The organism is Micromonospora sp. ATA51, assembly GCF_016802855.1.
GTDB classification, from domain to species: domain Bacteria; phylum Actinomycetota; class Actinomycetes; order Mycobacteriales; family Micromonosporaceae; genus Micromonospora; species Micromonospora sicca.
The window spans coordinates 1-11,744 of sequence record NZ_JAEVHJ010000052.1 but is presented as its reverse complement, the minus strand read 5'-3'; the positions used below and the strand labels follow the sequence as shown (position 1 = coordinate 11,744).

The 11,744-nt window shown below is 72.1% G+C and carries 12 protein-coding genes and 2 pseudogenes; 5 read left to right on the top strand and 9 right to left on the bottom strand.

Annotated elements, in window-relative coordinates; genetic code table 11:
* Position 1: 1 nt before the first annotated feature.
* The gene (locus tag JNW87_RS11525) at positions 2-454 is read right to left on the bottom strand and encodes an SCP2 sterol-binding domain-containing protein (protein ID WP_238453648.1); all 453 of its coding nucleotides are present in this window, start codon (positions 452-454) and stop codon (positions 2-4) included.
* A 78-nt stretch (positions 455-532) separates the two neighbouring features.
* On the opposite strand from JNW87_RS11525, the gene JNW87_RS11520 reads away from it, so the two are divergent.
* On the top strand, positions 533-1,171 hold the full coding sequence (locus JNW87_RS11520) for a TetR/AcrR family transcriptional regulator (RefSeq protein ID WP_201749793.1): 639 nt from the start codon (positions 533-535) through the stop codon (positions 1,169-1,171).
* A gap of 23 nt (positions 1,172-1,194) precedes the next feature.
* Here JNW87_RS11520 and JNW87_RS11515 read toward each other — a convergent pair.
* The 4 genes and pseudogenes from JNW87_RS11515 to JNW87_RS11500 all read right to left on the bottom strand — a co-directional run bounded on the left by JNW87_RS11515 (position 1,195) and on the right by JNW87_RS11500 (position 4,324).
* A pseudogene (locus tag JNW87_RS11515) lies at positions 1,195-1,817 on the bottom strand (DedA family protein).
* A 57-nt stretch (positions 1,818-1,874) separates the two neighbouring features.
* On the bottom strand, positions 1,875-2,717 hold the full coding sequence (locus JNW87_RS11510; RefSeq protein WP_375373498.1) for a MaoC/PaaZ C-terminal domain-containing protein: 843 nt from the start codon (positions 2,715-2,717) through the stop codon (positions 1,875-1,877).
* The gene (locus JNW87_RS11505) at positions 2,603-2,971 is read right to left on the bottom strand and encodes a hypothetical protein (RefSeq protein ID WP_238453647.1); all 369 of its coding nucleotides are present in this window, start codon (positions 2,969-2,971) and stop codon (positions 2,603-2,605) included. The genes JNW87_RS11510 and JNW87_RS11505 overlap by 115 nt, the downstream gene beginning before the upstream one ends.
* Positions 2,968-4,324: pseudogene (locus JNW87_RS11500) on the bottom strand (3-oxoacyl-ACP reductase). Before JNW87_RS11500 ends, JNW87_RS11505 begins: the two are co-directional and overlap by 4 nt.
* A gap of 54 nt (positions 4,325-4,378) precedes the next feature.
* On the opposite strand from JNW87_RS11500, the gene JNW87_RS11495 reads away from it, so the two are divergent.
* A complete protein-coding gene (locus JNW87_RS11495) occupies positions 4,379-5,671 on the top strand; it encodes an acetyl-CoA C-acetyltransferase (RefSeq protein ID WP_238453646.1) in 1,293 nt (430 codons plus the stop codon).
* 63 nt (positions 5,672-5,734) lie between these two features.
* On the opposite strand, the gene JNW87_RS11490 is transcribed toward JNW87_RS11495, so the two are convergent.
* Positions 5,735-6,820, bottom strand: coding sequence for an RICIN domain-containing protein (locus tag JNW87_RS11490; RefSeq protein WP_238453645.1), 1,086 nt, complete (start codon positions 6,818-6,820; stop codon positions 5,735-5,737).
* A complete protein-coding gene (locus JNW87_RS11485; protein ID WP_238453644.1) occupies positions 6,817-8,073 on the bottom strand; it encodes a right-handed parallel beta-helix repeat-containing protein in 1,257 nt (418 codons plus the stop codon). Before JNW87_RS11485 ends, JNW87_RS11490 begins: the two co-directional genes overlap by 4 nt.
* 205 nt (positions 8,074-8,278) lie before the next feature.
* Between JNW87_RS11485 and JNW87_RS11480 the strand changes: the two genes are divergently transcribed.
* Entirely contained in the window at positions 8,279-8,797 is a 519-nt protein-coding gene (locus tag JNW87_RS11480; RefSeq protein ID WP_236648156.1) for a SigE family RNA polymerase sigma factor, read from the top strand.
* A gap of 267 nt (positions 8,798-9,064) precedes the next feature.
* Complete coding sequence (locus JNW87_RS11475) at positions 9,065-9,562, top strand: hypothetical protein (RefSeq protein WP_146231255.1); 498 nt, start codon at positions 9,065-9,067, stop codon at positions 9,560-9,562.
* 40 nt (positions 9,563-9,602) lie between these two features.
* Here JNW87_RS11475 and JNW87_RS11470 read toward each other — a convergent pair whose 3' ends face one another.
* Both JNW87_RS11470 and JNW87_RS11465 read right to left on the bottom strand, forming a co-directional pair.
* A complete protein-coding gene (locus tag JNW87_RS11470) occupies positions 9,603-10,028 on the bottom strand; it encodes a PIN domain nuclease (protein WP_109804874.1) in 426 nt (141 codons plus the stop codon).
* The gene (locus JNW87_RS11465) at positions 10,025-10,234 is read right to left on the bottom strand and encodes a type II toxin-antitoxin system VapB family antitoxin (protein ID WP_109804873.1); all 210 of its coding nucleotides are present in this window, start codon (positions 10,232-10,234) and stop codon (positions 10,025-10,027) included. Before JNW87_RS11465 ends, JNW87_RS11470 begins: the two co-directional genes overlap by 4 nt.
* A gap of 88 nt (positions 10,235-10,322) precedes the next feature.
* Here JNW87_RS11465 and purB point away from each other — a divergent pair.
* On the top strand, positions 10,323-11,744 hold a 1,422-nt coding region (purB, locus tag JNW87_RS11460), incomplete at its 3' end, for an adenylosuccinate lyase (protein ID WP_238453643.1).

Genomic DNA, 11,744 nt, shown 5'->3' with positions numbered 1-11,744 from the left:
GTCAGGCCTTGGGGATGTCGAACAGGTTGGCGATGTTGGCGGCGAGGCCCAGGTCGCCCTTGGCCTTCAGCTTGCCGGTCATGAACATCATCACCGGGTTGCCGCCGCCGGAGACGATCTTGAGGAACTCGACCGGGCCCATCGTGAGGCTCAGCTTCGGGTCCCGCTGCGCGGTGTCCGAGACGGTGCAGGCGCCGTTCTCGATGACGATCTCGTAGGTGTCGGTGCCACCGTCGGGACGGCCCGTGATGTTCCAGTGGATGACCGCGTTGGTGGAGCCGGCGCGGTCGGCGCGGAACAGCGACGGCATCCGGTTGAAGACCTCGCTCAGGATCTTGCCGCGCAGGTCGCCCGACATCACCTCGGCGATCTTGTCGTCGGGGGTGGACTTGACCAGCTTCGCGAACTCCTTGGGCTCGACGTTCGCGAAGTTGGCCGGGTCGAAGTCAGTCATGGGGGATGCACCTCTCGGAGCGGGCCGACTTTGGTTACTCTGGCGTAACCTTACGCACGAGTAGGTATGCTCGCAAGAGTGTCCAGCACACCCACCTTCAAGCGCCTGCCGAGGGCCGTCCGCGAGCAGCAGATGCTCGACGCGGCGGTCAAGGTCTTCTCCCGCCGCGGCTTCCACGCCGCCAGCATGGACGAGATCGCCGAGGACGCCGGGATCTCCAAACCGATGGTCTACGCGTACCTCGGCACCAAGGAGGAGCTCTTCGTCGCCTGCCTGCACCGGGAGGGCACCCGGATGATGGAGGCCATCGCCGGGGCGGCCGCCTCCGACCTGCCCGCCGACGAGCGGCTCTGGCGCGGCCTGCGCGCCTTCTTCGGCTTCGTCGGCGCGCACCGGGACGGCTGGGCGGTGCTCTACCGCCAGGCCCGCGGCGAGCAGCCCTTCGCCGGGGAACTGGCCACCATGCGGGGCCGGCTGGTCGAGGTGGTCGCCGGCATGCTGGACAACGCGCTGCGCGCCGAGGGGCACGAGGTGGGCCCGACCGACCTGGAGGTCGTCGCGTACGCCCTGGTCGGCGCGACCGAGTCCCTCGCCGACTGGCTCGCCGACCACCCCGAGGCCGACCCGGAGAAGACCGCCACCCGGATGATGAACGTGGCCTGGCTCGGCGCCGCCCAACTGCTGCACGGCGTCACCTGGCGTCCGCCCGCCGGCTGACGTTCTCGGCAGGGCGGGGGCGGTCAGCGACGGACGGCGGCCCGGGCGCGGGAGCGGGCGCGGCGGCGCAGCCGGCGTGCCAGCTCCAGGCCGAACGTGACGACGAGCGACAGCCCGACGCCGACCAGCAGTGCCTTCACCGGGTCGCGTTCGAAGGCCAGGCCGCCGAAGTAGCCGAGCAGGCCGCAGTAGACCGCCCAGCTGCCGCAGGCGAGGGCGTCGTAGAGCAGGAAGCAGCGCGGCGGGTAGCGGACCGCGCCCATGGTCAGGGTGACGGCGGTGCGACCGCCGGGGACGTACCGGGCGGTGGTAAGGATCATGCCGCCGCGCCGGTCGAGGGCCCGGCGGGCCCACTCCGAGCCGGCCCGCCGGCGGCTGTCGGCGGCAGCCGCGCCACCCGGTGGGCGCCGCCGCCCCGGCCCACGGCGTAGGAGACGTGGTCACCGGCGAGCGCGCCGAGCGCGGCCACCACGATGACCGCGACCAGGTTGGGCTCGCCGCCCGCCGCGAACACCGCCGCGGTGATCACCACCGTCTCGCCCGGCACGGCGGGGAAGAACGCGTCGACCGCGGTGACCGTGAAGATCACCAGGTACACCCACGGCGAGGCGACCGTGTGGTGGAGCAGGTCGAGCACGGACTCCATGCCCCCATGCTCCGGGGCCGACGGGTGGCGAGGGGCCCCTTATGCGGGGCCCCTCCCTCAGCGGACCGTGCCGACCAGGTGCGGGCGGCCGGAGCGGGCGTCGTGCAACGCGAAATCCCACCCCGGGGTGGCGCTGAACGCCACCGTCGACGGCAGCGGCACCGGCAGCTTGAACGCCACGTCGACCGTGTAGGCGTCCGGTAGCCGGCTCTCCAGCGCGGCCAGGCAGTGCGCCTTGCTCCACATCCCGTGCGCGATCGGCCGCGGGAAGCCGAACAGCCGGGCGCCGAGCCGGGAGGTGTGGATCGGGTTGTGGTCGCCGGAGACCCGGGCGTAGTCCGTGCCGACCCGGGGGGTGAGCCGCCAGTGCGCGGAGGGGGCCGGCGGCGTCGGCCGGTCACCCCGGTCGCGCCGCTCACCGCCGCCGGCGCTGCGCTCCTTGCCGAGGTACGTCGAGACGCCGCGCCACACCTCCTCCCCGTCGACCGAGCCCACGAGCACCACGTCGAGCTGCCGGCCCCGGTCGTGCGGGCGCAGGTTCTCCGCGTACGTCCGGAAGTCCAGCCGTTCGCCGGCCTCGATCGGTCGGTGCACGGTGATCCGGTTGGCCACGTGCACCACCCCGGTCAGCGGGATGGGGAACGCCGGCGCGGTCATCAGCCGCAACGCCAGCGGGAACCCCATGACGTGCGGGTACGTCGCCGGCAGCCGGTCGGCGAGCCGGAACCCGCAGACCCGGTCGTAGTCGGCGAGGTGCGCCCGGTCCACGGCGACGCCGGCCACGGTCAGCTCGACTGTGGGCAGGGTGTCACTCCGCCGGCCGCCCACCCCCGGCAGCGTGCCGAGCAGGGCCCGGCGGTAGAGCGCCCCGGCCGCCGGCATCCGGGGGAGGTCGACCAGCGCCCGATCCTCCGCGCGCTGCGCGGCGCGGTCGTCACCTGTCCGGCCGGGGCCGGTGTCTCCCCGCCGGTCGGCGCGATCCCGGAGAGGTCCTGGGTGGCGTGGACGCTGAGGTCGTGGGTGGCGAGCTCCTGCACCGCGTCGGGCGTGACGACGAGGCCGGACAGGTCCCGGGTGGGGCCGTCGATCAGTTCGTGGACCGACAGGTCCTCGGCCGGGCCGTCCGCCGGCCGGTCCTTCCGCCTCGCCATCACGCCCCCAGCAGACTCTGGCCGCAGACCCGGACGACGTTGCCGCTGACCGCGCCGGTCGCCGGCCAGGACAGCCAGCCGATCGTCTCGGCGACGTCCACCGGCAGGCCGCCCTGGGACATGCTGTTCATCCGGCGCCCCGCCTCGCGCAGCATCAGCGGGATGCGCGCGGTCAGCCGGGTCTCGATGAAACCGGGGGCGACCGCGTTGACGCTGATGCCCCGGTCGCGCAGCGCCGCGGCCAGCGAGTCGACCAGCCCGATCACCCCGGCCTTGCTGGTGGCGTAGTTGGTCTGGCCGCGGTTGCGGCGATGCCGGCGATCGAGGAGACCGAGACGATCCGGCCGCCGGTCGGGATCAGGGCGCGTTCCAGCAGCACGTCGTTGATCCGCTCCTGGCTGGAGAGGTTCACGTCGATGACGGAGTCCCAGCGGTCGGCGTCCATCCGGCCGAGCGTTCTGTCCCGGGTGATGCCGGCGTTGTGCACCACCACGTCGACCCGGCCGTGCCGGTCGGCGAGGTGCTGGGCGAGGCGGGTCGGGGCGTCCGGGGTGGTCAGGTCGAGCTGGACGGCGGTGCCGCCGATCTCGTTGGCCACCGCGGCCAGCTCGTCCCCGGCGGCCGGGATGTCCAGCGCGACGACCTGGGCGCCGTCCCGGGCGAGCACCCGGGCCAGCGCGGCGCCGATGCCCCGGGCCGCACCGGTGACCAGCACGACCTGCCGTCCAGCGGGCGGTCCCAGTCGGCCGGCGGCTGGGCGGTGCCGGCGCCGACCCGGACCACCTGCCCGGAGACGTACGCGGAGCGGCCGGACAGCAGGAAGCGCAGGGTCGACTCCAGGCTGGTCAGGGTGCCGGGGTCGACGGCCTTCGTGACGTACACCAGCTGGGCGGTGACGCCCCGGCCGAACTCCTTGCCGATGCTGCGGGTCAGCCCCTCGCACGCGCGCTGGGCGGTCGCCTCACGGGGCGAGTCGCACTCGGCGGGCGGGGTGCCGAGCACGATCACCCGGCCGCTGGGCAGCAGCGCCCGGGCCTGCGGGTGGAAGAAGTCGTAGAGCTGCCGCAGCTCGGTGGAGTCGGTGATGCCGGTGGCGTCGTACACCAGGGCGGCGTAGCGCGCGGTGGCGTCGGTGGCGGCGGCCGGGTCGCGCAGCCCGACCCCGGCGAAGGTCAGGATCTTGGTGACCGGCTCGGCGAGCCGGCCGTCGGCCGAGGTGCCGAGCAGGACGGGCCCGGGGACGAGCGGGTCGCCCGGCGTGTGCCGGCGCAGTCGAGGCGGGTCGGGCAGCCCGAGGCGCTTGACCAGCGCGCGACCGGCCCCCGATTGGACGAAGCTCGCGTACCTGTCGGTCATGGGCGTAGCCTACTGGCGAGTAGGGTTCGGGCAACAGTTTCGAGGAGGCCGATCGTGCAAAGTGTCCGGCGGGTCGCGGTCATCGGCGGCAACCGCATCCCCTTCGCCCGGTCCAACTCCCGGTACGCGCACGCGTCCAACGCGGACATGCTCGGCGCGGCCCTGGACGGCCTGGTGGCCCGGTTCGGGCTGGCTGGGCAGCGGGTCGGCGAGGTGGTCGTCGGCGCGGTGCTCAAGCATTCGAAGGACTTCAACCTCACCCGCGAGGTGGTGCTCGGCTCCCGGCTGGACCCGCACACCCCCGCGTACGACATCCAGCAGGCCTGCGGCACCGGCCTGGAGGCGGCCATCCTGGTCGCCAACAAGATCGCCCTCGGGCAGCTCGAGGTCGGCATCGCCGGCGGCGTGGACACCACCTCGGACGCGCCGCTCGCCGTCAACGAGGACCTGCGCCGCACCCTGATCCAGCTCAACTCCGCCCGGACCCTCGGCGAGCGGCTGAAGATCGCCGCGAAGCTCCGCCCGCACCAGCCGTTCAAGCCGGAGATCCCGCGCAACGCGGAGCCGCGTACCGGGCTGTCGATGGGGGAGCACGCCGCCCGGACGGCGCTGCGCTGGAACGTCGACCGGCAGGCCCAGGACGAGCTGGCGGTCCGCTCGCACCAGCGGCTCGCCGCCGCGTACGACAAGGGATTCTTCGACGACCTGATGACCCCCTATCTGGGGCTGACCCGGGACCAGAACCTCCGCCCCGACACCAGCCTGGAGAAGCTCGGCTCGCTCAAGCCGGTCTTCGGCCACCGCGGTCCGGACGCCGAGCGGGCCACCATGACGGCCGGTAACTCGTCGCCGCTCACCGACGGCGCCTCGACGGTGCTGCTGGCGTCGGAGGAGTGGGCGCGGGAGCACAGCCTGCCGGTGCTGGCCTGGTTCAGCTGGTCCGAGACCGCCGCGGTCGACTTCGTGCACGGCGACGAGGGGCTGCTGATGGCTCCCGCGTACGCGGTGCCCCGGATGCTGGCCCGGGCCGGGCTGACACTGCAGGACTTCGACTACTACGAGATCCACGAGGCGTTCGCCTCGCAGGTGCTGGCCACCCTGGCCGCCTGGGAGTCGGCGGAGTTCTGCAAGGAACGGCTGGGCCTGGACGCGCCGCTCGGATCGATCGACCGGGACAAGCTCAACGTCAACGGCTCCTCGCTGGCCGCCGGGCACCCGTTCGCCGCCACCGGCGGCCGGATCGTCGCCACCCTGGCCAAGCTGCTCGCCGAGAAGGGCAGCGGGCGGGGGCTGATCTCGATCTGCGCCGCCGGCGGCCAGGGCGTCACGGCCATCCTGGAGCGCTGAACCCCGACACGTCGACGCCCGCCCGGGGAAGTCCCGGGCGGCGTCGGTCGTTCGGGCGCGGGCTCAGCCCAGGGTGAACTTCTCCCACGTGCCGATGGTCGTGCGGTTGGCGATCAGGGGCTTGGCTCCGGCGCTTTCAGCGGTGACGTAGCGGCTGTTGATGGCGGCCTTCAGGCTGACCGTGCCGTCGGTGTTGCGGATCAGGGTGAACCGTTCCCAGGCACCGACCGACGCGCGGTTGGCGATCAGCGGGAGGGTGCCCTTGCCGTCGGCGCTGACGAAGCGGTTGTCGGCCCGGGCGAAGATGCCGATCTGGCCGTTACCGAGGTCCACCAGGTCGAACCGCTCCCACGGTCCGACGCTGGTGCGGTTGGCGATCAGCGGCTTGGTGCCGGCGCTCTCCGCGGTGACGAAGCGGTTGTTCGCCCGGGCCTTGAGCGAGCGGTCGGCGTCGGCGACGTTGACCCGGTAGAACTTCTGGGTGGCGCCGATCGTGGTGGCGTTGGCGATCAGTGGAGTGGTGGCGTTCGCCGTCGCGGTCACGTACCGGCCGCTGGAGGCCGACTTCAGGCTGACGGTGCCGTCGGCGTTGCGGACCAGGGTGAACCGCTGGTTGGGCGTCACCACCGTGCCCTTGAACGACAGCGACTCGACGCCGGCGGAGTCGGCGGTGACGTACTGGCCGCTCGCCGGCGCGAAGAGGGCGACCTGACCGCTGCCCGCGTCCACGAGGTCGAACTGACCGGTCGCGTCCAGTTTGGCGTGGTCCGCGCCCAGCGCCGGCCAGGGAACGTTGGCCATTGGGCCGACGTAGCGGAGACCGGAGAGGGTGAGCAGGCCCATGGTGCCGGTACGCGGCAGCACGCTGATCAAGTCGGCCCGGCTGCCCGACCGGCCGTCGGTCCCGGTGACCCGGGTGGAGACGGTGTACTCGCCCGGCTGCGCGTAGCGGTGCGAGACGACCGGCGAGGCCTGGGTGACGACCGTCCCGTCACCGAAGGTGAACTCGTACGAGGCGATCGGGACGAACCCCGGCTCGGAGGACGAGGCGTTCACGTTAACCGAGGTGGCGGCGAGATCTAGGGTGACGTTGGTGCGAGCCAGCGGGCTGCGGATGGTCTCGAGCGCACCGCGGTCGGCGTACGTCACCGGGCCGGCACCGGTGTCCGGCCTGGCCGGTCGTCGGCGCGTGCCCTGCCGACCCGGTCGGTGGCCTGGTAGCCGGGCGCCGCCGAGTTGGCCGAGTCGTAGGCGTCCCTCGGGTCGCCGGTCTCCAGATCGTGCGCTGCCTGGCCGGAGGCGGCACGGAACGCCGACAAACCCATCCGGGAACCGTTCCACGCGTAGGTTGCCGGTGAGGACGAGTAGTAGTCGTCGGCGTTGTTGTAGTCGACCGCGGTGTCCCCGACGGCCGCGTCGTAGATCCCGAGCTCGACCCGGCCGGAGGCCGACGGTCCGCAGGAGTTCGTATTGAGCGGGTTGTAAGCGGCGAGCAGGTTGTTCTGCACCGAGACCTTGGCGGAGGTGCCGTCGACCCGGATGCCGTCGAGGCAGTGGCCCTTGACCGTGTTGTTGGTGATCGCCGTGCCGGTGGCCCCGTGGTTGTGGATGCCGTAGCCGAAGCTGCCGGTGATCTGGTTGTTGACCACCACGGTGTCGGTGGCGCCGGCCTCGACCGAGATGGCGGCGCCGCCGAAGCCGTCGACGGTGTTGTTGAGGATGGTGTTGCCGGGGCCGGCGACGCGGACGCCCACACTGCGGTCGGCGCTGTCGTACCAGGTGCGGCCCGTCAGATTCAGCGAGATGAGGCTCACCCCGGTGGTGGCGGCGTCCATGGTCACCCCGGCGTCGAGGGTCCGTCCACCGATGTAGCCCCGCTTCAGGGAAGACTGGGTGACACCAGCGAGTCGGACGGCGGGCACGGTGGCATTGTCCGACACGGTGAAGGTGCCGTTCTCGACCTCGATATGGGAGGCGTCCCGGATGTCGAGGGCAGGCACCGCCACCGACCCGGTGGCCTGGAACCTCTCGATCCTGATGTCGTGCTGGCTGGTGATGGCGAACCCGGCCGTCGGGCCGATCAGGGAGGCGTTGGAGTTCGACGATCCGCTGCGGAACACGATCGGCTGGTCCGGCGTACCGGAGTTGGCGATGGTGACGCGTTCCCGGTAGTTGCCGCCGCCGACGTCGACCGTCTGTCCGGCGGTGACCACCGCGGCGGCCGCCCCGATCGTGCAGAACGGCTGCTCCACAGTGCCCGGCCCGGTGTCCGAGCAGGCGGTGGCCGTTTGTTTGACGTACAGGACCGTGGGGTCGGCGGCTTGGGCGGGTGCCGCCGTGCCCAGCAGGGTGCCGCCGGCCAACGCGAGAGCGGTGAGGCCGGCGAATGGGCGCTTGTGCATGGCTGCCTCGGGTGAGGAAGAAGGATCCGGCTCGTGCCGAAAGTCAGATGGAGATGATGGTCTCCTACCTGCCGGTATTCGGCTACCCCGTGGCGCATCGCCCTCACCGGCCGCCCCACCCCGTGATTTCGTCCGGTACCTCGGGCAACCCGCCCCGGCCCTCGCTCCGTCTCCTGGGCATGAGGCGAGCAACAGGCTCCGCGTGGTGAGCCGGGGAGACGAGGACGAGTTCCGACAGTTCGTGAGCGCCCGGCTGGATCCGCTGCGCCGCACGGCGTACCTGCTCTGCCGGGACTGGCACACCGCCGACGACCTGGTCTCCATCACCATCGGCAAGCTCTACCGGCACTGGCGGCGGGTCCGCGCCGCGGACAACGTCGACGCGTACGTCCGGGGCGTGCTGACCCATGCCTGGCTGGACGAGCGCCGGCGCCCCTGGCGGCGGGAACGGGCCAGCGAGGAGCTGCCCGACCAGCCCGACCCGCGGGTCGCCGAGCCGTCGGTGGCCGACCGTGAGCTGCTGTGGGAGCTGCTCGGGCAACTGGCGCCGAGGCGATGCGCCGTGGTGGTGCTCCGCTTCTACTGCGACCTGTCGGTCGAGGAGACCGCGGAGATCCTCGGGATCAGCACCGGGACGGTGAAGAGCCAGGCCGCAAGGGCGCTGGCGACCCTGCGCCTGCTCGCCGGGGACGAGATGGCCATGGAGCACGGGAGGCGGGCATGACGTACCGGCAGATCTTCGACGAAGCGGTCGGCGAACCGCCACCGACGTCGGTCGACATCGACCAGGTGATGGGCCGCGAGGCTCGGCGAGCCAGGTGGCGCCGAGCGGGCGGGTACGGAACGGCCGCTGCCGCGGTGCTGACGGTGGGCGGTGGGGGTCGGGGTGGTGGCCGCCGGCGGTCCGCCGCCTACCGCGCCGGCGATCGCATCCGCCTCACCGGATCGGCCTGCCGGCGTCGAGGCGGACCGGCAGCGGATCAGTGCCGCGATGCTGGCCGCGATCGACCGGGAGGCGCCCGGGCTGCGCTGGGTGCCCGGCCCGGAGCGGAACCGGAACATCGCCGACTGGACGGGTCCCACCGTCGACACCCCGAGCTGGCCGGTCAACCAGTTCTCGCACCTCTCCGCCTCCGGCTGGATCGGGTTCGGGGTCGCGGCGCGGGGCGACGTCCGGGCCTGGCTGTCCATCGAGATCAGCACCCCGAAGCCGGGCCAGCCGGCGGAGACCTTCACCTGCTTCGAATCTGCCCGGGCGTGTGAGACGTCGAGGGGGCCGAACGGCGAGCGGATCCGGTACCTGGACCTGAACGCCTGGTACGCCCCGCCGGGACAGCGCCCCACGCCGCTGGCCGACAGGAGCGTCGAGGTCATTCGGCCGGACGGGACAAGGGTATCGGTGCAGGCGTCCAGTTCGTCGACCCAGTTCCTGCTCACGGTCGCGGAGATGACCGGGATCGGGCTGGACCAGGCGCTCGCCCTGCACTGACCGCTTGCGCCCGGGCCATCACGGACAAGCGTCGTGGCGCCTATTTGATCGAGCCGGCCGGTGCCAGCCATCGCATCGGCTGGCCGGTCACGGCGGCGATCTGGTCGAAGTCGCGGTCGTAGTGCAGCAGGGATAGCCCCTGGTACTCGGCCGTGGCGGCGATCAGCAGATCGACGGCTCCGGCGGACCGGTGGGTACCCCGGCCGGTCAGCTCGACCTGGATCTCCACCGCCCGTTCGTAGATCCGGTCGGGCATGGCCACCCAGCCGAAGACGATGCGCAGTTGCTGCTCGAGCTGGGCGCGGTCGGCGACGGATCGGGCCGAGTAGAGGAATTCCAGTTCGACGAGGGGGCAGACGGCGACGAGGCCGGCGGTGATGGCCGGTTCCCAGCGGGCCAGCACCTCGGGATCCCGGAGCAGTCGGACGAGGGCGCTGGTGTCGACCAGGTAGTCGGCGAGCTTCACGGCCGGTACGTAGGCTTGTCGAGCAGTTCGTCGAAGTCGCCGCTCTGCCCACGGCTCGCCAGTTCGGCGAGCGCCCGGGCCCGGCGTACCCGCGCCGCCCCCTCGCGCAACGCCACGTTGACCGTGTCCTTCTTCGTCCTGGTGCCGAACGCCTCGGCCGCGTCGGCCAGCGCCTCATCGTCGACATCCACGAGGATCTTGGTCATGCGCCCCCCTATATACGGCAAGCTCCAGCAGTATATCCGGCCGTGGCCTGGTGCAGGGGCGGACGCCCCGTACGAAAGAATGAGGCACGTGACGACGATCCCGAACGTGCTCGCCAACCGCTACGCCTCGCCCGAGCTGGTCGCCCTCTGGTCCCCGGAGGAGAAGGTACGGATGGAGCGCCGGCTCTGGCTGGCCGTGCTGCGGGCCCAGCGGGACCTGGGCGTGCCGGTGCCGGACGGCGTGGTCGAAGCGTACGAGCGAGTGGTCGATGACGTCGACCTGGCGTCGATCGCCGAGCGGGAGCGGGTCACCCGGCACGACGTGAAGGCCCGGATCGAGGAGTTCAGCGCGCTCGCCGGGCACGAGCACGTGCACAAGGGGATGACCTCCCGGGACCTCACCGAGAACGTCGAGCAGCTGCAGGTGCGCCGTTCGTTGGAGCTGATCCGGGACCGGGTGGTGGCCACCCTGGTCCGGCTCGCCTGGCACGCCCACGAGTACTCCGGCCTGGTGCTGACCGGCCGCTCGCACAATGTCGCAGCGCAGGCCACCACGCTGGGCAAGCGCTTCGCGTCGGCGGCGGAGGAGCTGCTGATCGCGTACGACCGGCTGGAGGACCTGATCGGCCGGTACCCGCTGCGCGGGATCAAGGGCCCGGTCGGCACCGCCGCGGACCAGCTCGACCTCTTCGACGGCGACGCCGGCAAGGTGGCCGAGCTGGAACGCCGGGTGGCCGAGCACCTCGGGTTCAGCCGGGTGCTGGACAGCGTCGGCCAGGTCTACCCGCGCTCGCTCGACTTCGACGTGCTCTCCGCGCTGGCGCAAACCGCCGCGGCACCGAGCAGCCTGGCCACCACGATCCGGTTGATGGTCGGCCAGGAGTTGGTCACCGAGGGCTTCAAGCCGGGCCAGGTCGGCTCCAGCGCGATGCCGCACAAGATGAACACCCGTTCCTCCGAGCGGGTGAACGGCTTCGCGGTGATCATCCGGGGCTACCTGTCGATGGTCGGCGAGCTGGCCGGTGACCAGTGGAACGAGGGGGACGTCTCCTGCTCGGTGGTCCGCCGGGTGGCCCTGCCGGACGCGTTCTTCGCCGCCGACGGGCTGTTCCAGACCTTCCTCACCGTGCTGGACGAGTTCGGACCGTACCCGGCAGTGATCAACCGGGAGCTGGAGCGCTTCCTGCCGTTCCTGGCCACCACGAAGATCCTGGTCGCGGCGGTCCGGCGGGGCGTCGGCCGGGAGGTCGCGCACGAGGTGATCAAGGAGCACGCGGTCGCCGTCGCCCTCGCCATGCGGGAGAAGGGCGCCCCCGACAACGACCTCTTCGACCGCCTGGCGGCCGACGGTCGCCTGGGCCTCACCCGCGCCGAGATCGACGCCCTGGTCGCCGACCGCAACGCCTTCGTCGGCGCCGCCGTCGCCCAGGTGGACCGCATCACCGCCCGCATCGCCGACGTGGTCGCCGCCCACCCCGAAGCCGCCGCCTACTCCCCACCCCCCATCCTC